The following is a 21,568-nucleotide window of genomic DNA, read 5'->3' as shown; positions in this document are numbered from 1 at the left end:
ATAGAACCTTATAGTTTTTACGGATTATCCTTGCACCGACCATCGATACATTTCAAACCCCTTTCATAGAGGGCAGTATTTTACGTTATCTTGTCTATGAAAGAAAGATCAATTTTTATTTATCCACAATTTTGAATTTAAATTTTATCTACCGTCCCAGTTTGTGGTTGCAGACGGGGTGCATGGCGTACCGTTATTCTTATCTGAACCTTTCGTCCAACATTTCTCTCCGCGGGAATTTAACACAATATGTCCATCCTCATATTGTTGACCTGATGACTTTGGCGTAGCAACAAGAAGCCATGTGTTTACATTAGCTCCACTAGCGGATAATGCATTTGTCCCACCTATATCAGTTAATTTCAGATCATAAAGTGCTGGACCACTTTTTGGGTATACCGTACCTCCAAATATCTGACTATTAGTTAAAACAAGACCTGAAAAATTATTATTCGCCATTTTATAATTTGCTAAATTTCGAGCAATTTGAATCATAGCCGTCTGCATATCAGTACGTTTAGTTTTTTTTACATACTGCTGATAAGATGGATATGCAATCGCAGCTAAAATAGCAATGATTGCTACCACAATCATGAGTTCAATCAATGTAAAACCTTTTTTACTAATCATCACCAACTCTCCATACCCGTCGCAGTGGTACCACATGAAGTATAATCGACATTAGCTTTTGTTTTGTTTTTACAACGAATGCCTGTACTTGTTAATAAATACGTATAGTTTTTATCTGAATTAGAAACAGCCTTTATTGCATAATTACGCCCTAAAGCATCATTATCCGTAAGATCCAGATTGGTATCATTTAAATCCTTAATCATAATTGTATATTTGATATTTGTACCCGTTGCCCCAGTTGGTAAAACGATACTCGTCAGAGCGCTATCATTGTGACAACGATTACTGCCACTGGTACTCACAGTCTCTCCATATATATACTTAGGATCAAAACATCTATAAGTAAAGTTTCGAGCTTTATGTTTTTCCATTTGTTCAGTTATTTTCTGAATTTCTTGCTCAGCTGCAGACGCATCTGCTCTTCTTGCATATTCTTGATATGAAGGAATTGCAATTATCGTAAAAATCGTAATTATGATGATTACAACCATCAATTCGATCAAGGTAAATCCGATCTGATTATTTTTTTTAGAACTTGCATAATGGCAAGTTCTAAAAAAAGCTGAAGGGTTGATAAAAGATTTTATTTGAGCCATTTATCGTACCATCTAGTTGGATTAATGATTTGCTGACAAGCCCATTTACCAGTCCCTTTTTCATTTCCCGCCAAAGTTTTATCTGAGCAAGCACTATTTGGCGTAGAACTTGTAATCGGTGCCATTGCTAGACCTCGAATACCAGTACCTATGACATTATCATTACACTCAGAAACACCAGCAGGGCAACCCGTTGTCGTGGTTTGGAAGCCTGTTTTTGACTCTTGCCCAGCTGCCCCCCCATCCACAGTACCATCTGTTTTTAAGCATGCACCATAAGGTAAACAAAATACTTGACGATCGGTTTCACCGACTACACGCGGTTTACATGGATCTTGCCCAGAAATACCTGTACCTTGTGGATCATAAACAGGAATAATTAAATTACCTGTAATTGCAAATGGTTCTTCATAGGCTTTCATTCCACCAGCAACGCGAAAAGCGGTCCCACCTCGTTCCGTACCATTGCTCATACTTGATAATGAACGATACCAACCTTGTTTTAAATTACCTGTTCCAAAAAAGGCATTTGCAATTTTACCTGTAAGCAATTGAGGGTTTTTCTGTAGTAGATCTAAGCTTAGACTACTCGTCTTAACTGAATATGTTGATTTCATTAAATTGGGTTCAATGAAGTCTCGATCAATCAGACCGTATACATTATTAACAGGTCGCCCAGATAACGCTGTCGTAGGTAATAACTTTTCTCGTCCTACTGTTGGAACAACATCGAGCGGTGTACTTCTATTTCCTGATGCTAAACCAACAACAAGAAAAGTATTTGCACCTTCGTCATGGATAGTTAAAGTTGGAGCTTCATAGAATCTAGGTGCTTTACTGCCAGTATAGTCCCAATCTTTATTATTCAAAGAATCATTAGTTGCAAGATTCGCAATTCGACTCACTCTAACACCAAAGTTACTGTAAGCTGATCCTGATTTAGTTTGATAATTATCTAAATCTGCTCGGAAAACCTGTCCGCCTAAATCCCCAAAATACAAGTTATCAACCAAACCATCTCCATCACGATCTATCGCACTGATACGACTAACAATGCTATGCTTTAGATACTTTTTGTCGTCAGTTGAATTCGCTCCATATGTTGCTGACCAGATCAAAGTCCCATCATTTGCATCAACCATATAGACGGCATTACCTTGTGCTTGTATTTTCTTATCACAACTAGTATCAGGGAAGTCTGCGTTAGACACGGCCTTGCCTAGTTCAAATTGAGGGTTTTCATAACACTGGTCATACCCCCCTCCCACAATCATCACTCGTTTATTAACACCATTATATCTGACATTGGCAAGTACAGGTTTGGACCAAGACTGACCAATACGCCCAAATCCAGTAACGTCTGCGCCCAGTCTAAATTTCAGTTTTGGAGAAGAGGGGTTCAAGACATCCAAAGCATAATAGCTTGATCCCCCCATCCGCATTCCACCATAGATATTCATTGACAGCGCTTTAACAGCACTTGAGTTTGATCCAGAACCACGTTGAGTCTGATAAGTGGAATCGGATATCCAAGCACCATCTGTCCCTGAAACTGGGGCATTTGTATCTGTCTGCCCTTTAATTAAAGCTTTTGAACCTGTATCACTTCTTAGGAGCTCTGCTGGAATAAAAGCCATTTGTTCAGCTCCAGTTGAGCCATCCACAATATGTAATCCACCATCCATAGTGCCATATAAAACGGATTGACTACGTGTAGAAGTTAAATTACCAGTTTCATCTAATGTTCCAGAATAGGTCAATTGAACAGGAAGTGAATGGATACTGCCTCCCATAGCTAAGAAAGGCGAATTCGGTGTTTGCAATGAAGTAGGTAGTGTTGTAGCTGTTTCATCGTATGGCACACTAAAACCAAGATAGTTTAATAATTTTATTTTGGTTAAAACAGGAAAGTCTTTTAAAGTTGTTTGGTTTTTAAATTGATCCAACACATAGTTTGCCGCTCCACTCGTTGGTATACCACCACCAGGCACCTTAATCAGATTTGCATTTTTGCCGGCATTGGTTAAATTTGCCCCACCAGTAGACTGAACATCTGTAAATAAATTACGTAAAGCATTTGGATTAGCTGTATAAGCATATTGCGGAGGATCAATCGCAAGATTTTCTGTTTGACCAAGTATTGGCATAGGAACTTTAGAATAAGCTCCACCCAAGCGAATTACCCCTCCATCATTATAAACCTTGCCACTATACACATTTGAACTATTCCACAAATCACGTGTTCCTGTATTAAAACCACCTTGTTTGTCATACACAAGTTTTGATCCAATAGCCGCAAATGCACCGGCATTACTCCCTGTTTGAATGACTTGGTATTTTTTTAAGTTCCCCGCCCAAATAAGATCTGAAGATTGGGGATTAGGTTCAAGTCCTCGTAAATATCCATAAGGTTGGAGTCCAGAAGGGTTTAAATTATCCACTGGAACAGAAATCGCACCAGTCGTTAAGGGTTCTAGAGGTGCTTTACCCAAGTTATTAATAAATGCAACAACACTATCTGTTACACCTTGAGCGGACTGAGTCGTAAAAAAACCTCCATTACCATAACCTGGAGACGTAACTGAAACAGAACCATTTCCTGGTGAGCAAGCATCATCACCTGTACGATCTGCTTGGGTGCGCGAGCTCAGTTTACATGCTTGCTGAACATGCGTCTGTGATAAACTATTAAAGTCACTGCCAAAACCGACAAATGCTGTTTGAATAGAAACTTGAGCAGGATTGCTTGTTTTATCAAACAGTCTTTTGGCAAATTCCCCCATACAATGCCAAGAAGCAGCTGATCCAGTATTTAATCCATTAGATGGGCAAGAGAAGTTAGTTCCATTATCATCTAAAACTACCGACATAATAGATGTTGCTTCAGATGGACTTGAACCATTTGCCTCACCATCCGACAAAATATAAACACCTTGCCCATCACAACTTACTCGCTCATCAACTGGAGGTAGAGGAGAGAGATATTGATTTCCATTTTTTGTGCTACTTGCTGAGTTATTAAAACCACTCAATGAAAGAATTACTTCGCTCCCTGAATAACAAGTACCTGAATAACTTCGCCCTTGGTCATCAATATATTTCGTACAGCTTTGTGAGCTCAAACCTGTTGTATTCCGTGTCGATGTAGACGTTCCACCCCAACTTGTACATGATGTCTTAGCACTATTCCATGATAAACAGCTCGCCCAATATGATGAATTACTTCCACCATATCTAAAATATACTTCGGCATTATTAAGCTTTAAAGCGGGACTTGTCCCCATTAAGTACGCAGCTGCTTCCGCAAACGCATGAGCTGTAGGTGTATTTCCTGAAGCAGATAAACCAGCAACAGCTTTCTTCAATGCCTGACGTTGACTCGAATTTACAGTTCCTAAAGCATTTGCCTCAACCAAAATTCTTGCTGTTTTACCATCACCATTTACAGAATAATGTCCTAATCCAACACGTACATCGGTTAAAATCGGATTATTACTGTCTAAAAAGGTGTTCATACCATTTTTTAAACGCGTTAATCTTGACCCTGATTGACCAGAGTCTCCACCGCTCATACTTCCTGATGTATCCAACATCATGACAATGGTTTTTTTCCCAGCTGTTGGTGTTGCATAAATCTGTAAATCACTTGCCTGTACAACAGAGGATGCGATTAATGTTGTCCCCACAAAACCAGCGACAAATGAAACACCTCGACTTAATTGAGTCAGTTTTAATTCAGTAATGAACCAATTTCTCTGTTTTTTCATTTTCATTCTCCCAATTTACATTGGTGCTTCAATTTGAATATCACGAGATCGCATCTCAAACTCTTGAACTTGCGTGCTAATAGGAACACCGTAATTAGTTAAACAATCTGCTACGGTTTTTTTACCTTGCAATTCTGTACCTAAGTTATCGTTGATATAGCCCACAGTTCCTGCACTACCAATACAGTCATTTTGAATATCTGATATGTTGGAATGCGCAAAACTAGGCATGATTGCTGTAGTTGTGACACGAACCTTCGCATCGACCTTATCTTTAGTTTCAGTGGCGCCTTCTGCTTGATTCGTTCCTCGCTCTAAGTCAGCACCAATAGCACCTGGCTCTGAGATAATTTTAACCGCAACTTGAGTCACAACAGCTTCACGTGAACTACCAAAATCTTTGGTTAAATCACAAAATCCGCCGCGGTTTGAATAAACAGAATCTATTGTTGCTTTTGTATCATCATTTGCTGATTGTTGAGGAGGCACCAAAACTGTTGTATCAAAAGCAGTATCTATAATCTCTTTTGAGGTTGGCTTATAACAAAATATGACTTCTCTTCCTGGCCTTTCTTTGTGTAATGTAATTGCTTGACCGACAGCAGTTGTAATTCTTGTTAAATCATTATAATCAGAAGTATTCAAAAAATAATTGCTTGGTGTATCACCTGTTTGCGACAATAATTGTCCAACTTGGCTATTTGTTGCAATATTTAACGATGTCATGGCAGTGCGAATCCCCCAAACACCAAGAATTGTGACAAGTAACAACATAATCAACACGACAATTAATGTTGCACCTTTTTGATGTCGTAATGCCCCTCTTGCTGTTAAATTATTTTTCATTTAGGAACTCCCAAACCATTACGTAAGGCAACTGTCGTTGAATATACTCGACGCGCATATAAAGTCGATGTATCCTTCAATGTAATATCTTGATTTAAAACTGATATAGTTTTTGACAAATCAATATTCTGATTTTTCGTATCATCCATGGAGCGTACTAATACTGCTATTTTTACAGCAACAATTCGTGGAGGAACAACAGCAGGCGTTTTTGCTCTTGCCTTGCTGGCTTCAGCTCTATATTGATTGATTGAATAATATGCAAGACGATTATTACTGTCCCTCACCCCCAATTGCACAACAAAATGATCAACTCGCGGCATAATCACTTGTCCAGCATCGCCAAACCCTGAAATTGTACTCGGGTTTGCAACTGGAGTTACTCCTGAAGCTGTTGGCGTATTCGCATCACAAGCCAGAGCAAAATTATTTCCAGAACTCGCATCAGCAGGATCTTGTCTTAAGAAATAACGTTGAATCACATAATCGCCTTCTTGAACGTTATTCCCCTCACAATTCACCATTTCATTTGGGGCTACAAATTGAATCGTCAACTGATCACTAGTTTGGTTTACGTTAGATAGACCTTGCCACTCATTTTTGACCCCACTAACATCTTCCTGATTACCTTTGCTATGGCTTAATAAACCTTTAGAAATAAATGGTGCCGAAGATGGAAATGTAATATTTGTATTTGTATCTACAGCATCTCTTGCCGTTAAAATAATTCCACCAAGAGGTGTCTGATCGTTTAAATCAGGACGAGTATTACCAAAATTGGCAAGGCGAATATCTCGGGTCATATAATCTAAACCAAAGATACCACTGTTTTGTAATTCTGCATTTGCTTCCTGCATTCGTGATGTCAAAAACCCACCTATAAAAAGTTGCATCGCTGCAGCGGCAATGATGAGTCCAATTGCTATTGCAACGATCAACTCTAAAAGTGTAAATCCTTTCCGGGCATGCAAATTATTTTTATATTTCACTAGTATGCCTCCATCATGAGACATTTTGAACCCGACACATACACTCCAGCGTCAGACATACAATTACTAATATTTGCAGCTGTAGCTGTAGCCGTTAAAGTCGTATCATCCCAAGCAATAAACAAACATTGTCGTTTCACAGGTGCAGCCGCCACACCTGGACAGTCATCCATAGTGATATGCATACCCAAATCAAAAGCTGCTTTTTCAGCAAGGTAAGCATCATAAGTAGCCATCTGTGCTGGAGTACATCTTTGTGCTTCAGCGACATTAAAACAATTGACGGTTGGGGCTGTAGGTGCAGTTGTAGATGAAGTATAGCTTCTCACTGCAGTAGGATAATTACTCTGACCAGCTGGATTTGCACGAATATTATCAGCGATACCGCGAAGAATTAGCATACCTTGAGAACGGTATAAAGCTTCAGAAGATGCATCTATTGCTCTTAGTTGCAATGCTGAATAACCAAGCACACCTATCGCTAGCAACAAAAGCGCAACAAGAACTTCCATTAACCCCACACCCTTTTGATTATTTATTATTATCATTTAACAAGTTCCCGTCGTTTGCGTCACATTACCAAGTTGCAAAACTGTAATTGTTCTTGAATTATTGCCTGCACATAGAATTATATTTTTCGATGCTCCACTAGACCCCACCTCATTAAACACAACATTCGTTACACTGCCTGATTTCAATTCTACTTTTGGATCTATTTGTACTAAAATCACTCTGTTATCTAACACATCTTGCTTTTCTATAGCATTTGTAATTGTTGCAAAGTTTGGGATTGCTGATGTTGCGCAATCCAATTTAGTATAACTTGCCCCAGCAATCGTTTTATTTGGACAAACTGCAACAGCTCTTTTTAAAATTGCGGCTTGAGATTTAGCCAAATTAAAAGCATTGATCAATCCTCGCGTACTGCTAGTTAGTTTTTGATTGACAATTAACTTATTAAATGAGGGTGCAGCCATCATAACAATAACAGCGAAAACAGCTATCGTCACCATCAACTCAATTAAGGTGAATCCCCGATTATTTCGCATTACAACTCCATCACAACAAAACTTTACCCTATTTAAAATCATAACTTAAACACTTACAAAACCAATACAAGTTGGATAAAAGGCATAAAAAAGCAGATAACTGAAATATTCAGCTATCTGCTTAAAAATTAAGACTTATCTTTATGCTTGAGTTACATGAATCCGTAACTCTTTTGGCAAGCTAAATGTGATATTTTCCTCACGACCGTTGAGTTCTTGTGGTGCTGTTGCACCCCAGTCCTGCAAACGCTGGATGACCTGCTTAATCAAAATCTCTGGTGCAGAAGCTCCTGCAGTCACCCCAATTTTATGCTCAGGACTAAACCATGCTTGTTGCAACTCGTCCGCATTATCCACCAAATAAGCATGTTTCCCCATTCGCTCTGCCAACTCACGTAAACGATTTGAATTAGAGGAGTTTGGAGAGCCTACCACCAACACTACATCACACTGGGTTGCTAAATCTCGTACAGCATCTTGACGGTTTTGAGTGGCATAACAAATATCATCTTTTCGAGGACCTTGGATATGCGGAAATTTATGACGTAAGGCATCAATGACTTTGGCTGTATCATCAATAGATAACGTGGTTTGAGTAACAAATGCGACTTTTTCAGGATGTTTAACGCTTAATGATGCAACGTCTTCTTCATCTTCAACCAGATAAATTTCACCACCATTTTTTTTGTCATACTGTCCCATCGTCCCTTCAACTTCAGGGTGACCTTCATGACCAATGAGAATTGCTTCTGTGCCCTCACGAGCATATTTGGTGACTTCGATGTGGACTTTAGTGACCAACGGGCAAGTTGCATCAAACACTTTTAATCCACGACGTTCAGCTTCTTGTTGTACGGCTTTGGATACACCATGTGCACTAAAAATAACAATATTATCATCTGGAACTTCATCCAACTCATCAACAAAAATTGCACCACGTTGACGAAGATCATCCACCACAAATTTGTTATGCACCACTTCATGGCGAACATAGATCGGCGGGTTAAAACATTCAAGTGCACGATTGACAATGGCAATTGCACGATCTACACCTGCACAAAATCCACGTGGATTAGCCAATACAATTTCCATAAAATCCTCGTTGCTCACTTCAATGGTTGGATATATTTTAGCGATTAAACACAAACAATGTGTAAAAACTGTTTTGTTTGTCTGCGCTCTACTCTAAAATAGAGAAGATATTTTATCATATCAGGAAAAATATCATGTCGGGTTTATTGTTTGTCGTTTCTGCGGCTTCAGGAACAGGCAAAACATCTCTCGTGAAGGCGCTACTTGAACGTGTAAGCAATTTACATGTTTCTGTTTCTCATACGACTCGTGGTCAACGACCTGGCGAACTCGACGGTGTTCATTATCATTTTACGTCTAAAGAAGACTTTCTTGACCAAGTCAATCAAGGTGGTTTTATCGAATATGCAGAAGTGTTTGGCAATTACTATGGTACTGCACAAGCAACAGTAAAAGAACAATTGGCTAAAGGTCATGATGTGCTTTTAGAGATTGACTGGCAAGGTGCTGAACAAGTTCGTAAACTTTTTCCTGAATCTAAACAAATCTTTATCCTCCCACCAACTCAGTTTGATTTACGTCAACGTCTTTCAAATCGAGGAACTGACTCTGTAGAAGTAATTGAGCACCGTCTCAGCTGTGCTGTTGAAGACATGCAACAATATGTTAATTTTGAATACATTATTATCAATGATGATTTCAATAAAGCTTTGCATGACTTAGAATCTGTAATCAACGCCAATCGCTTAAAAATAGAGCAGCAAGCGAACCGACATCAAGCTTTGATTACAAAGCTAATTACCCCGCAAAGTTAATTTTTTGAGTTGAAGTTTATTCAATAAGCTTCGATTAAAACTTGAGTATGTGATGAAAGCATTTTATACTGCATAGTCTATTTAAAAATTTTGTATCCAAACGAGAATTCCTATGGCACGCGTAACCGTTGAAGATTGTTTAGACCATGTAGACAACCGCTTTGAGCTTGTACTAGTGGCAAGCAAACGCGCGCGTCAATTGGCACGTCAAGGTATTGAGCCTACTGTTGAGTGGGACAATGACAAGCCGACTGTTGTTGCATTACGTGAGATTGCGATTGGTCATGTGACCAAAGATATTTTGAAACAACGTGATCAAGATTATCAAACATCAAGTCTTGACCTTGCTTTATCTGCAAACAATCTTAATCTTGAAGGTTTTTCTTTCCAATAAGATCAGCTTTTTCTAAAAGCCTAGTTTTTCAACTAGGCTTTTTTATTGCAGTCGCTTCTCAACAAAAATCGCCTATTGATCGACAAATTTCAAAATATTTGTTAAAAAAATAAATATTTTTTCGATCTAGAAATTGACAAGTCGCTCAATATGCTTTTCATTAAGCATTAGGAAAAGATTTCAAATTTGTAATTTAGGATAGGTGTTTTTATGCCAGGCCAAGAGGTCAGCCAAGCCAAGCAACAGCTTAACGTAATTATCGACGCTTACTTAAAACCAAGCGATGTCGAGCGGGTTCTTACGGCTTGTGATTATGCTGATATTGCGCATGATGGTATTACACGTAAAAGTGGTGAACCCTATATCCTACATCCGATTGCTGTGAGCTGTATTTTGGCGCATATGCGAATGGATGCTGAAACATTAATGGCAGCTTTGCTGCATGATGTCATTGAAGATACTGATTTTACCAAAGAAGACATTACCGAAAAATTTGGCAAGACTGTTGCAGAATTGGTTGATGGTGTCACCAAACTCAGCCATTCCAGTGACAAAGAATATAATAAAGCCGCATCTTTCCGTAAAATTCTCCAAGCTACCTTGCAAGACCCTCGCGTGATTATCATCAAGCTTGCAGATCGCTATCACAATATGACCACGCTCGGCGCTTTACGCCCAGATAAACGTGCACGCATTGCTCAAGAAACCTTTGATATTTTTGTACCTATGGCACGTCTTGTGGGTATGAATGAAATGGCAGATAACTTAGAGCATCTGTGCTATCAAAATCTTGATCTTGATATGTACAATGACGTCCAAGAGAATCTACTCAAAACCAAACCAGAACGATGTAAATATCAATCTGTTTGGGAACAAAATTTAGCTGAATTGCTGAATAATTATAATATTCAAGGGCGTATTAAAAAGAAGAATAACAATATCGAATTATTGCGCCATTTTGTTAAAAATGAAATTGATTTACAAGAACTCACCCATAGCCATGCTTTTGAAATTATTTTACAAAGCATTGCCGACTGTGACCGTCTGGTCGATGCATTACGGGAAAACTTCCAAGTTTTAGACTATGAAGATCATATTCGTCGCCCACTCCCTGGTGGTAATCAATCTTTAATGATCAAGCTCAAAGGTGAACGCACTACACTGTCACTGACCATTCAAACTGAATTGATGCGTAAAGCAGCACGATTTGGTGTGGTTCTAGGTGAAAATGCACCGCAAGCTTGCCGTTCAGCAATTCAAGCATCCATGAAGAATCTAGATCTCTTGGTGGGTAATGAATGTGCTAAAACTACATTTAGCGACTTATTGGATTATTTACATCAAGAAAAAATTTGGGTTTATACCCCACATGGTCAATTGCACGAATTACCGCAAGGCGCGACTGCTGTTGATTTTGCCTATTCAGCAAGTTTGTTTTTAGGTAACCATGCTGTGGGTGCCAAAATCAATGGGGAAATTAAGCCACTTTCAACACCACTGATCAGTGGTCAAGTGATTGAAATCATCACAGATGTATTGGCAACGCCAAACCCAGATTGGTTAAGCTTTATTAATACCCAAAAAGCACGACGTGCGATCCAAAATATTTTGCGAGATCAAGATCCTGATGAACAACGATTGGTAGGACAACAAGCATTAAACCGTGCTTTAAAATTGTTCAATCGTTCAATTAAAGATTTATCAGAAGCAGATTGGGCTGATCTGTTGGAATGGCGTCATATTCAAGATAAAGACACCTTATTTGAACAAATTGCTGTAGGTGATTTGCTTCCTCAATTGGTTGCCAATCATTTATATGCGCAATCGCAAAATACCGAAGAACATGCTTCAAATCGTTTAATTCAAGGGACAGATGGTGTAGATGTTAAATATGCGCATTGTTGTAACCCTGTATTAGGTGATCCAATTCAAGGGCATTTATCACGTCGTGGTTTAATTGTTCATCGTGAGCGCTGTCATAACCTGTTGCATGAACAACATTTACATCCTGAAAATATCATGTTGCTCCATTGGACTTCTGAACAAGAAGACGATGTAAACTTCAATGCTTACTTAAGTATTGACTTGGTGCTCACTGATGAGCAAATTTCGGAATTGATTTATCTCTGCCGTAAAGCAAAAACGGGCGTCGAATCAGTGCGTACACACGAAGATAAAACTTATGTGAATATCGTGGTGAATAATCGCAAACAAATTGCACAAATCATTCGTGAGCTCCGTATGCAGTTTGGTTTCCCTCGTATCAGTCGATTGGCAATGCCCATTGCAATGAATGAAACACTGAAAGCAAAAGCATGCTAAATTAAGCTGTACGCTATTTATCGTTATTCATTGATGAATGGTGTCTCGTTTATGCGTCATGATGAAATGATTAAAAATCAAGGAGAAATCAATGTCCCGCCAAGTGATTCATACTGAAAATGCCCCTGCTGCGATTGGAACTTATTCACAAGCGATCCTCGTAGACAATACTTTGTATCTTTCAGGGCAAATTGGCTTAGATCCATACAGCATGGAATTGGTTGATGGCATTGAAGCGCAAATTCGACGTGTTTTTGACAATTTAAAAGCGGTTTGCGAAGCGGCAGGTGGCTCCTTGGCTGATATCGCAAAACTCAATATTTTCCTGACAGATTTATCAAATTTCCAGTTGGTCAACCAAATCATGGGAGAGTATTTTGCTCAACCTTATCCAGCACGCGCTGCGCTAGGTGTTGCTGCATTGCCGAAAGGTGCATTGGTTGAAATGGATGGTGTGGTGATTATCCCGCAATAATTGCGAAAAAAGCGTTTTTAGCTAAGCAATTGATTTAAAATGTATTAAAAATATACAAAAAATACTACCGATCAGGTGGTATTTTTTTATTCAAAAAGCCAATCATGATCTATCGTATTTTAAATAAACACTATTGACAAGTGATAATAATTATCAATAATATTAGTTATCGCATTTAACCGCTAGGTTGAGTTTTCATGTACGTATGCTTATGTCGTGGTATTACAGATCAAGATATTAAAGACGCTATGGCTAATGGTGCGGAAAGCTATCGTGAAGTGCGTGAATTATTAGATTTGGGTACCTGCTGTGGTCGTTGCGCACCTGAAGCAAAAAGCATTATCAATGAAGAACTTTCACTAATTGCTGCACGTATTTCTGTAGCAGCTTAGCAAAGCAATACCAAGAATTTTCCTATAACGATAATAAATAAGTTTTCTAATGATCTCCGGATCATTCTCCTCCCCCGCTTCGACTCAAAGCGGGTTCATTTTTTAAGATCGTTGCTCATCATAAAACGACATCCCTATTGTTTTTGATTGCGATTTTCATTTGCCGTTCTATAAATAACTCGTCAGCATCTCAAAAGTTGATTAATATAGACTGATATCAGATTGCCTTAATTACTATATTTCAATGACATCCTTTTGAGTGAAACATTTTGGGTAGGATTTAAGGCAGAAATTTAGAATGGAGCTTTGACCATGAAAGGCAATCGTGACGTTATCAACCAACTCAACCAAGTGCTTTTTCATCACCTGACTGCAATTAACCAATATTTTTTACACTCTCGTATGTTTAATGATTGGGGAATTGAACAACTGGGCTCAGCTGAATATAAAGAGTCTATCCGTCAGATGAAGCATGCCGATAAAATTATTGAGCGTATTCTTTTTTTAGAAGGCTTACCAAACCTTCAACATTTAGGAAAACTGTATATCGGTCAACATACTGTTGAAGTTTTGAATTGTGACGTTCGCAAAGTAAAAGAAAATATTGAAGCATTAAAAACTGCCGTTGCATTGGCAGAAACACATTTAGACTATGTGACACGTGATTTGGTTCAAGAAATTCTAGAAAAAGAAGAAGAGTATTGGGATTGGACCACTACTCAATTAGATCTTACTGAAAGTGTAGGCATCGAGAATTATATTCAAAGCCAAATGTAAGTTTGAGTCTTTAAAAAAATCCCCAACTGGGGATTTTTAGCACTATGATTTGGGACAATTTACAGCTTTGTTTAAAGTATGAAATATAGTCAAACCGCCGGATTATTCATACAAGTGATTCTGATATCACTCATCGATATCCAAAGAGCTTTATGCTCATTAGAATATTTTGATGATTCATTTATTTTGTACTTTTGAATCATCGATGGTCTTGCTATCGTGAAGCGACATGGATGTCGTTATGTTGAGCGGGGGTATATGAGCAAAAAACAAAGCATTGCTTTGTTTGCAGCGCAAGACCCTCGCTCAACGGAAGATTTTTGTCACTTTTCATCTCTGAAAAGTGAGTCAATGCCTGCGCAAAACAATTTAAACTTTAGAGGTAAAGCGTGGCATTGCAAACTCTAGATCATCAAACAATATATTTATTGCATTTATTTTATTGATCAAGAAATTATATTTAACATGAGTTCGATACAGCTACACTTTTAACTTATTGAAAAAACAATGTTCTTAGCGGATTCTTTCTGAATTTTCATCCAAGTTTTGGATCAGCATGCGGCTAACCATACTTCTATCTTTTGTTTTTGCATGAGGAGCGAAGCTCCTCAAGGCAATCATCTTGTACAGCAACATTGCTACTCACAGCAAAACTCGTCAACTACCAGTAAGCATCATCTTTCATCAAGAGCTTTTGTCGAACTCAGGCTATATTTACTGCATGAGTTTTTCAACAAATTGCATATACCATTCAACTCAAGTTTTAAAATTAAGAATTCATTTTATAAAAAAGAATTCTACTGTGTTGAAATGGAAGCAGGCAATAATTCCTGATAACTTTTATCTTGTCCATGCAAGGTCTTTAGAATCCATAATTGATGCTCAGCTTCAGACTTTTTACCATTAAAAGCCAAGACCTGTGCATATTTATGAATATCATATGCAGACGCTAAATTCGCCACCATACGCCCCATAGACTGTAATTGTTGATCTGTCATTGTTGTATAAGGATTTAAACCAATCCACCATACACGCTCTTTAAACTGCGTCAGCAACCAAATATCTTGATTCATCACTGATTGTTGTGAAGCACTTAAAGGTGTCTTTTTGGTCACAAAAACACTTTGTTGACGATATAAAATATAGTCTCGATAAATCACACCAACCAATACCAGACCGATCACAATAATACTCACAATGATCGACGATTTCAGCTTCACAGTCGGTAGTCGAGGATATTGCGCTTGAATCAGCCCCAGTAAAAAACCCAAAGGCAGTAAAAAATAAGCATAATGAATCGGATATTCTAATAATGCATGAATCAGAATCGCACAGACCATCAAACTGGCGACAATTGAAACGGGTTCCTTTATGCCTTTATTTAACCAATATAACCAAAAAACGACATAGAGAATGATCAACCCACCCAGCGGAATACCATTCCAGATCAATAAATCTAAAATCACGTTATGTGCTGTTTTATACCATTCATGTGATGGATATACATCAAAAGCAGCAATTTGCGCCATTCCTGTCTGATTCCAGCCATAACCCAACCATGGCTTTTCTGAAATCGCAATCAAAGCTTGGTTCCACATATCCAATCGCAGATAACCCGAACTTGCCCGCTCCACCACTGAAGAAGCTTGTACAATATCTTGTGTTGATACCGCAGTAAGCCATTGATTAATCAGAGGCAAACTAGTGATAAGAACAACGAATACACCGCTCCATACCAGCAGTTTTACAAAACCAAAACGTTTGGTTTGACCAAATTGCTTAATGGTTAAATAAAATAGTGTGAATAAACAGACTACCCAAGCAGTACGTGACTGGGTTAATGCAATGGTCAATAGTAAGACAAAAGCAGACGGTACAAGGACATAATTGGGTAAGATTTTCTTTTCATAAAAGTACAAGCATGCAAATACGCCCATACAAATAAAGGTCGCTAAATTGTTGGGTTGAGCAAAGTTTGCATAGGGGCGATTACCATTGAGAAGATTGACCAGGGGTCTAAAATACTCATTGATATCCAACCATTGCGTGATTGCAATAAAGCTCGAAAGTATTCCACCTGTAAACACCACCAGACAGAAAATTTTAAAAACCTGTTCCCTTTGACCTTTTCCACCAATTGCTAAGTTATAACCCACCACCACCATCAACCAAAACATGGCAATATAGGCTGTGCAGAGTAATGCATTACTCAGGTATAGAATCTCGCCAAAGCCCCATTGAATCAGAGGAATTGTGAGTACAGGCAATACAATTAATTGAGGTCTGGGTATTTTTAAATCTTGATGATAAAAAGCACTTAACAAAGCCAATGCTGAGAGAAAAGTCAGTGCTTCACTACCAAATGTCGTCCATGGCATTTTATGAATCGGCAAAAGCCAAGCAAGTAAAAGCAGTAAGGCTGAAAGGATATAAGGAATGGCTTTCATATGAAAAGTAAACAGAAAAACTGAGCTTATTATAAGCCCAGTTTTGAGAAATCTAAGTATTTATTTCCAAGGTCGTAAGTCAACAATTTTTACAACTTCACCCTTTTCTTTATTGATGAGTACGACCATATCAACATTTGTCGATTTTAAAGGAAGCCATGCATTTGCTGCAGGATATTGACTCAGAGTTTTATAAACAGCCTCTTTTGTATTGAAATTTATCAAAACATCAATTTTTTCAATATTTTGCAGTAGCTCATTTTTTGCATCACTTAATTTCGTATAGCGCTCAGGATGCATAGTTGGAATCACCCCATTACTCAAGTCTTCAAATAATCGCTTATTTTGCGCTTCTATGCTTTTTTCTTTTTTTAATGCAACAATTTGTGGCTTCCCCCAACTCGCTTTCTGATATTCTTGTTGTGCTTGTACTATTTTATCTAATTCAATCTCATTATTTCGAACCAAATCAAAACGACCTGCATTATCATAGACAATCCAAGCTGGGCGACCTTGTGCAATATTGAATACACCATAACCTAAAGCAGAAATTTGAATCAGTATAATGACTGCCAAATCCATTTTTAACGTTTTTTTACCTTCTTTATAGACTAATAGTGTTAAAAATGGACCAATAACCACATCAATTGCAATCAACATCAAGAATATTTGAGTGACACCTACTGCTTTAGCGAGTGGTGTTGGGTACCAAATAAAAAATACAACAGCAATAAAAAACAAGGCGATTGCCAAAGAAATCGTTAAATGCCCCAAAAAAAATTTTATACGTTTTGACATTGTTATATAACCAAATTAAATGTGAAATAATTTTAGTTGCCAGTTTATTTAAATACAATCTACGGGCTTATATTTGTTTGCAATTCCTGAAGATGTACTGCAACTCCACTTTCCATCACTATCCCTGTTGAGAAATATAGATTCACCTTTGATTGCAGAAGCAACATTTTTAAGGTGACATTCTAAAGCAGGGCTTGCCATGCCTCCAACTGGTGCTTGAACCGCATAAGTACAAAATTTAGATGATGTTGAAAAAAACATGTTTGAAACAGTATAAGCATTACTAGTAGAAACCGATCCCTCATTCATAATCAATTCATATTGAGGACGTGCACCATTTAACTCCGCTATGGCACTTGTAAGCTGAGATCTAACAACAAAGTTTTGGTACTGCAATAATGCAATAGAAGCAAGAATACCAATGATCGTAACAATAATCATAAGCTCAACTAATGTAAAGCCTTCTATTTCTCTCATATATAATACCTTTTTTTATAATTATAGTAAAAAGTATAACTAAAGAATACAATATACTTACTATTAGAAAAAAATGTCAAAAATTAACAATTTATATACTAATTTGACAAATAAATTTTATCTGCTATAAAAACTTCAAATTTAAACCTATAGTCTAATCTCTCGGCATTTCCCATCCAAACTACTATTTCTTTATTCTTATTAATTAATGAGAAAGAACTGGATGATGGTAAATTTCCATATTTAAATTGAAAAGAATTATTATATTTTCTTAAAACATTCATAGAATAATTAAAACACTCTTCTGAATTTTTTTTTCCACATAGAACATCTTTCTCAGTGAGTGCTAAAAATTTATTATATTTGTCATCTCTAACAATATCATCCAGTAGTATAGCTAGGCTATATGCATTACCTATTAATCCAGCAGATGATGATAGAGCATAAAAATCAAACTTTTTGTAATAATCCTCAAATCTATATTCATTATATAAAAAATTATATTTAACTTCATTTTTTACATATGGACCATTTGAAAAATTAATATTCCTCATCTTTAAATTAAACTCTTGACTTATAGCTTCTCGATATTTTTTTCCCGAAATTCTTTCTATTACCATACCTAATAAGCAACTATTTCTATTATCATATGCACTATATTGACCAGGATAAAAATCAAGTACCTGGTTTTTTAATTTATCAATACTATATGGGCACCATGGTGTAGAATCCTCTTCAAACATTACATCTTTACTTAACATTCGATCAAAACCAGAACTATGCTGTAATAAATTTATAATTTTAACTTTTAATATGCGAGGATCTCTTATTTTTCCATTATTTAATTCTGGAAATATTTCACTCAAACTCGTATCTAACCTTATTTTTTTTTCTTCAATTAATTTTAAGATATACGCTGCAGTAATTGGTTTTGTGTTACTTCCATAACGAAATAGTGTTTTCACACTCATTTTATCAACATTTAAAATTCCTGTTGGTGACTCACAATGATATACTATTTTTTTCTTATCAATATAAATCAATTGATTACCAAGTATTTTATTATCTTTGATATTTTTTTCTAAAAATTCATTCATCCATGATGGAGCACCATCATTACAAACAATATGATATTTTGAATAAATCTGTTCAATTTTAAAAAAAGTGCGTTGCCATTTATAAGGATAAATAACACACATATATATATAGAAAAAAGAAAGAATTATGAAGAAAAATACTACTACTATTTCTTTATAACTCAATCTTTTTCGAAACAACTTTAAACTCTCAGTTATATTAATATAGCTATATATTAAAAGTTAAGGTGTTCCTGATGCTTTTTTTGCAGGACAAGATGTTGAAGCAAATTTTTCTTCTACACTTGTTGAACAAGTCCAAGTACCTGCAACATCACGAGCCCAAGTTACAGTTTGTGTTTTAATTGCTGTTGCAGCAGTATTACCAAAAGTAGCTTTGATTTCACCTGTACTTTTAGCATCGGCAGGCATAGTTACTTCAAGACCTTTGTATAATGCAGTACCAGCACCTAATAAATTAGAAACTGTAGCACCTGCATAACATGTCGTTGCATTTGCAGAAGCTTCTGTGTTTGTAATGGCTGTTTTCCCTTCTAAAATACATGCTTCAACAGTAGTTTTAAGCGTACTTAATTCACCAACAACACGATTAACTTGTGATTTTGCGATATAGTTTTGATACTGTGGAATCGCAATCGCAGCAAGAATACCAATAATTGCAACAACGATCATTAATTCAATCAAGGTAAAACCTTTTTGAGCATTCATAACATTTCTCCAATGTTTTTAAAAATTTATTAGCCTTTTTTCGAGCAATTTATGTGGCTGTTTTTGTGGAAAAAATCAACAACCAACTTACACACTTCGATTTTAGAGAGTATGTAACAGTTTACAAGCTTTTTTTAACATCTCTTTTTTTTAAGTAATTAAACGTAAAAAAGTGACATTTCCTGTCACTCTTGTTTAAAAACATTTCGATTTTTATTTGACATTAATTCAGAATAATCGGCTGATTTGCCAATTCATTCATATTATCAGGTTTTTGTTGTTTGTAAAACAAATTCAATACTTTGCCTATTTCACTCACACCACTCTCAACTGCCAAACGGTAATGTTTATTTTTTAATTGCACAATCATCTCATCACAAATCTGTTGCCACGTTTGCTGTGTAGTCGCCTGATGGATACCACGATCTACGACAATTTCTACTGCTTTTTCACACAAGTTTAAATAAAGTAAAACACCGCTGTTATATTCGGTATCCCATACCCCCAACTCGGCAAAGAGTTGTTGCGCTCTTAGACGCGTATTTTGATGATAGGCTTGATGGCTGGGGATATGCCCCTCGATCACCACCTGTATTTCACCCACATGACCTTCTTCGGCTTGTTGAACTGCTTGAGCAATTGCATGTTGATCCTGCTTGGAAAAGTAGCGCTTAGATGCTGGCATATAAAGACAATGCTTAAGCCAGCGTTTAAAACTCGGCTGTACTTTTTCCTGTAATTTTGGTTCAGTCAAAATTTCTGTTGTATCAGTTTTTGTTACCATGAGCCTGATGCGCCTCCCCCACCAAAACCACCGCCGCCGCCGCTATAGCCACCCCCCCCACCAAAACCACCACCGCTGCCTCCACCACGCCCACCGCCAGAGAGAAACATTTGTAGGATTAGTTGAGCTAGAGAAGTGATCAATAAGAAAAACACACCAAAGCCTAAAATCAGGCTCATCACAATGCCAGAACCATATATCAGCCCAGCTGCTGTTGCTGTCACCCCAGCTACTGCTGCACTTAAGCGATTACCCACGATAAATGAAGCAAATATACCCACCACCAAAATAATCATTGCCGTAGTTAAGGTGCGATCCTTTGCTTCTTGCGCTTGTATTGCTTGGTTTTGTCGCTCTTTGAGCTCATCGGCAGCTTGTTGCGCAATTTCAGGATCTAAATTTAGAATACGTTCAATTTCTACCACAGCAGCTTGTAAACCTTGTGCATATTGCCCTTGTTTAAATGCTGGAGAAATTTGATTGCGTATAATCCGACTGACCATAATATCAGGCAATACACCTTCTAAACCATAACCTGTGGCGATATGAATTTTATGGTCATTCACAGCAACAGCGATCAATAGACCATTGTCTTGTTTTGCTGAACCAAGTTTCCATTGTTCTGCAACACGCATTGCAAAATCAAAAATACCTTCTTGCCCTGTGGTTGGAACAATAATAATCCCGATCTGTGCTTTGCCTTGACGATAAATGTTACGGATTTGTTGTTCTAAATTTTGCTTTTCAGTCGCAGACAAAACATTGGCTTGATCAACCACGGGTTGATTCAATGTAGGGATATTTCTTTCTGTCTCACCCTCTGCAATATCATTGGCGACTTTTGCTTGATTTGATGAAGAGCTCTGTGACGATTGTTGAGATGTGGTTGTCGGTTGATTTTGCTTTTGACCATGTACTGGTGATGAACCAAGCACATTTGGCAAGTTGGTATTTGGAGCAACTTTTCCGAGAACAATGGCTTCTTGTGCTTGTTGTTCATCTGTCGCAGTTGCTGTTTCAGCCCAAACCTGAGATTGAACAGAAAGGATCAGCGCCAAAAGCACATAGAATAATGTACTGATTATTTGAATTGCTGATTTTCCTTTCCGTTCAAGCATAACTCACCTTTACTTAAATAATAGAGAGGTCTTTCATCTCTTTCGAGTGATT

At 37.4% G+C, this 21,568-nt stretch carries 21 protein-coding genes; 6 read left to right on the top strand and 15 right to left on the bottom strand.

Features of this window, described 5'->3' with window-relative positions:
* Positions 1 to 144: 144 nt before the first annotated feature.
* The 8 genes from F938_RS22550 to ispH form a co-directional block, all read right to left on the bottom strand.
* The gene (locus tag F938_RS22550; protein ID WP_005035428.1) at positions 145 to 630 is read right to left on the bottom strand and encodes a type IV pilin protein; all 486 of its coding nucleotides are present in this window, start codon (positions 628 to 630) and stop codon (positions 145 to 147) included.
* A complete protein-coding gene (locus F938_RS22545) occupies positions 630 to 1,229 on the bottom strand; it encodes a type IV pilin protein (RefSeq protein ID WP_005035426.1) in 600 nt (199 codons plus the stop codon). Before F938_RS22545 ends, F938_RS22550 begins: the two co-directional genes overlap by 1 nt.
* Positions 1,217 to 4,996 carry a VWA domain-containing protein gene (locus F938_RS22540; protein ID WP_005035424.1) on the bottom strand — a complete coding sequence of 1,260 codons (3,780 nt, stop codon included), beginning with the start codon at positions 4,994 to 4,996 and terminating at the stop codon, positions 1,217 to 1,219. The genes F938_RS22545 and F938_RS22540 overlap by 13 nt, the downstream gene beginning before the upstream one ends.
* Before the next feature lie 15 nt (positions 4,997 to 5,011).
* Complete coding sequence (locus F938_RS22535) at positions 5,012 to 5,842, bottom strand: PilX N-terminal domain-containing pilus assembly protein (protein WP_005035422.1); 831 nt, start codon at positions 5,840 to 5,842, stop codon at positions 5,012 to 5,014.
* Complete coding sequence (locus F938_RS22530; RefSeq protein ID WP_171067105.1) at positions 5,839 to 6,855, bottom strand: PilW family protein; 1,017 nt, start codon at positions 6,853 to 6,855, stop codon at positions 5,839 to 5,841. The genes F938_RS22535 and F938_RS22530 overlap by 4 nt, the downstream gene beginning before the upstream one ends.
* Positions 6,831 to 7,379: a type IV pilus modification protein PilV gene (gene pilV / locus F938_RS22525; RefSeq protein ID WP_026040258.1), complete on the bottom strand. Its 549-nt coding sequence runs from the start codon at positions 7,377 to 7,379 to the stop codon at positions 6,831 to 6,833. Before pilV ends, F938_RS22530 begins: the two co-directional genes overlap by 25 nt.
* Positions 7,380 to 7,880, bottom strand: coding sequence for a GspH/FimT family pseudopilin (locus F938_RS22520; RefSeq protein ID WP_005035416.1), 501 nt, complete (start codon positions 7,878 to 7,880; stop codon positions 7,380 to 7,382).
* 141 nt (positions 7,881 to 8,021) lie between these two features.
* Positions 8,022 to 8,972 (bottom strand): 4-hydroxy-3-methylbut-2-enyl diphosphate reductase, encoded by a 951-nt coding sequence (gene ispH, locus F938_RS22515; RefSeq protein WP_005035414.1) that lies wholly within the window; start codon positions 8,970 to 8,972, stop codon positions 8,022 to 8,024.
* A gap of 134 nt (positions 8,973 to 9,106) precedes the next feature.
* Here ispH and gmk point away from each other — a divergent pair, with 134 nt between their 5' ends.
* The 6 genes from gmk to bfr all read left to right on the top strand — a co-directional run bounded on the left by gmk (position 9,107) and on the right by bfr (position 14,087).
* Complete coding sequence (gene gmk, locus F938_RS22510; RefSeq protein ID WP_005035411.1) at positions 9,107 to 9,727, top strand: guanylate kinase; 621 nt, start codon at positions 9,107 to 9,109, stop codon at positions 9,725 to 9,727.
* A 112-nt stretch (positions 9,728 to 9,839) separates the two neighbouring features.
* Positions 9,840 to 10,121, top strand: coding sequence for a DNA-directed RNA polymerase subunit omega (rpoZ, locus tag F938_RS22505; protein ID WP_004718302.1), 282 nt, complete (start codon positions 9,840 to 9,842; stop codon positions 10,119 to 10,121).
* Positions 10,122 to 10,331: 210 nt separating this feature from the next.
* A complete protein-coding gene (locus F938_RS22500) occupies positions 10,332 to 12,443 on the top strand; it encodes a RelA/SpoT family protein (RefSeq protein ID WP_005035409.1) in 2,112 nt (703 codons plus the stop codon).
* 91 nt (positions 12,444 to 12,534) lie between these two features.
* The gene (locus F938_RS22495) at positions 12,535 to 12,918 is read left to right on the top strand and encodes a RidA family protein (protein WP_004826398.1); all 384 of its coding nucleotides are present in this window, start codon (positions 12,535 to 12,537) and stop codon (positions 12,916 to 12,918) included.
* Between the two features lie 197 nt (positions 12,919 to 13,115).
* Positions 13,116 to 13,310, top strand: a complete 195-nt coding sequence (locus F938_RS22490; protein WP_004718308.1) for a bacterioferritin-associated ferredoxin — start codon at positions 13,116 to 13,118, stop codon at positions 13,308 to 13,310.
* A 312-nt stretch (positions 13,311 to 13,622) separates the two neighbouring features.
* On the top strand, positions 13,623 to 14,087 hold the full coding sequence (bfr, locus tag F938_RS22485) for a heteropolymeric bacterioferritin subunit Bfr (RefSeq protein WP_004826395.1): 465 nt from the start codon (positions 13,623 to 13,625) through the stop codon (positions 14,085 to 14,087).
* A gap of 797 nt (positions 14,088 to 14,884) precedes the next feature.
* Here the strand turns inward: bfr and F938_RS22480 are convergent.
* The 7 genes from F938_RS22480 to F938_RS22450 form a co-directional block, all read right to left on the bottom strand.
* Positions 14,885 to 16,534 (bottom strand): PglL family O-oligosaccharyltransferase, encoded by a 1,650-nt coding sequence (locus F938_RS22480; protein ID WP_005035407.1) that lies wholly within the window; start codon positions 16,532 to 16,534, stop codon positions 14,885 to 14,887.
* Between the two features lie 60 nt (positions 16,535 to 16,594).
* Positions 16,595 to 17,332, bottom strand: coding sequence for a TfpX/TfpZ family type IV pilin accessory protein (gene tfpZ, locus F938_RS22475; RefSeq protein WP_005035405.1), 738 nt, complete (start codon positions 17,330 to 17,332; stop codon positions 16,595 to 16,597).
* Between the two features lie 48 nt (positions 17,333 to 17,380).
* Complete coding sequence (locus F938_RS22470; RefSeq protein WP_005035403.1) at positions 17,381 to 17,809, bottom strand: pilin; 429 nt, start codon at positions 17,807 to 17,809, stop codon at positions 17,381 to 17,383.
* Between the two features lie 98 nt (positions 17,810 to 17,907).
* Complete coding sequence (locus F938_RS22465; protein WP_151801030.1) at positions 17,908 to 19,071, bottom strand: serine hydrolase domain-containing protein; 1,164 nt, start codon at positions 19,069 to 19,071, stop codon at positions 17,908 to 17,910.
* A gap of 57 nt (positions 19,072 to 19,128) precedes the next feature.
* Entirely contained in the window at positions 19,129 to 19,614 is a 486-nt protein-coding gene (locus F938_RS22460; RefSeq protein WP_005035399.1) for a pilin, read from the bottom strand.
* A 223-nt stretch (positions 19,615 to 19,837) separates the two neighbouring features.
* Positions 19,838 to 20,398 (bottom strand): TPM domain-containing protein, encoded by a 561-nt coding sequence (locus F938_RS22455; RefSeq protein ID WP_005035397.1) that lies wholly within the window; start codon positions 20,396 to 20,398, stop codon positions 19,838 to 19,840.
* Complete coding sequence (locus tag F938_RS22450; RefSeq protein WP_005035395.1) at positions 20,392 to 21,516, bottom strand: TPM domain-containing protein; 1,125 nt, start codon at positions 21,514 to 21,516, stop codon at positions 20,392 to 20,394. The genes F938_RS22455 and F938_RS22450 overlap by 7 nt, the downstream gene beginning before the upstream one ends.
* Positions 21,517 to 21,568: the final 52 nt, after the last annotated feature.

It is taken from the genome of Acinetobacter bereziniae LMG 1003 = CIP 70.12 (genome assembly GCF_000368925.1).
Taxonomy (GTDB): Bacteria; Pseudomonadota; Gammaproteobacteria; order Pseudomonadales; family Moraxellaceae; genus Acinetobacter; species Acinetobacter bereziniae.
Note: the sequence above shows the minus strand (reverse complement) of the source record. Positions and strands in the feature narration are given on the sequence as shown.

Excerpts from the sequence above, each read along its gene's own strand:
- F938_RS22550 (WP_005035428.1), bottom strand. The coding sequence starts at position 630 with ATGATTAGTAAAAAAGGTTTTACATTGATTGAACTCATGATTGTGGTA.
- F938_RS22545 (WP_005035426.1), bottom strand. The coding sequence starts at position 1,229 with ATGGCTCAAATAAAATCTTTTATCAACCCTTCAGCTTTTTTTAGAACT.
- F938_RS22540 (WP_005035424.1), bottom strand. The coding sequence starts at position 4,996 with ATGAAAAAACAGAGAAATTGGTTCATTACTGAATTAAAACTGACTCAA.
- F938_RS22535 (WP_005035422.1), bottom strand. The coding sequence starts at position 5,842 with ATGAAAAATAATTTAACAGCAAGAGGGGCATTACGACATCAAAAAGGT.
- F938_RS22530 (WP_171067105.1), bottom strand. The coding sequence starts at position 6,855 with ATGTCTCATGATGGAGGCATACTAGTGAAATATAAAAATAATTTGCAT.
- pilV (WP_026040258.1), bottom strand. The coding sequence starts at position 7,379 with ATGATAATAATAAATAATCAAAAGGGTGTGGGGTTAATGGAAGTTCTT.
- F938_RS22520 (WP_005035416.1), bottom strand. The coding sequence starts at position 7,880 with ATGCGAAATAATCGGGGATTCACCTTAATTGAGTTGATGGTGACGATA.
- ispH (WP_005035414.1), bottom strand. The coding sequence starts at position 8,972 with ATGGAAATTGTATTGGCTAATCCACGTGGATTTTGTGCAGGTGTAGAT.
- gmk (WP_005035411.1), top strand. The coding sequence starts at position 9,107 with ATGTCGGGTTTATTGTTTGTCGTTTCTGCGGCTTCAGGAACAGGCAAA.
- rpoZ (WP_004718302.1), top strand. The coding sequence starts at position 9,840 with ATGGCACGCGTAACCGTTGAAGATTGTTTAGACCATGTAGACAACCGC.
- F938_RS22500 (WP_005035409.1), top strand. The coding sequence starts at position 10,332 with ATGCCAGGCCAAGAGGTCAGCCAAGCCAAGCAACAGCTTAACGTAATT.
- F938_RS22495 (WP_004826398.1), top strand. The coding sequence starts at position 12,535 with ATGTCCCGCCAAGTGATTCATACTGAAAATGCCCCTGCTGCGATTGGA.
- F938_RS22490 (WP_004718308.1), top strand. The coding sequence starts at position 13,116 with ATGTACGTATGCTTATGTCGTGGTATTACAGATCAAGATATTAAAGAC.
- bfr (WP_004826395.1), top strand. The coding sequence starts at position 13,623 with ATGAAAGGCAATCGTGACGTTATCAACCAACTCAACCAAGTGCTTTTT.
- F938_RS22480 (WP_005035407.1), bottom strand. The coding sequence starts at position 16,534 with ATGAAAGCCATTCCTTATATCCTTTCAGCCTTACTGCTTTTACTTGCT.
- tfpZ (WP_005035405.1), bottom strand. The coding sequence starts at position 17,332 with ATGTCAAAACGTATAAAATTTTTTTTGGGGCATTTAACGATTTCTTTG.
- F938_RS22470 (WP_005035403.1), bottom strand. The coding sequence starts at position 17,809 with ATGAGAGAAATAGAAGGCTTTACATTAGTTGAGCTTATGATTATTGTT.
- F938_RS22460 (WP_005035399.1), bottom strand. The coding sequence starts at position 19,614 with ATGAATGCTCAAAAAGGTTTTACCTTGATTGAATTAATGATCGTTGTT.
- F938_RS22455 (WP_005035397.1), bottom strand. The coding sequence starts at position 20,398 with ATGGTAACAAAAACTGATACAACAGAAATTTTGACTGAACCAAAATTA.
- F938_RS22450 (WP_005035395.1), bottom strand. The coding sequence starts at position 21,516 with ATGCTTGAACGGAAAGGAAAATCAGCAATTCAAATAATCAGTACATTA.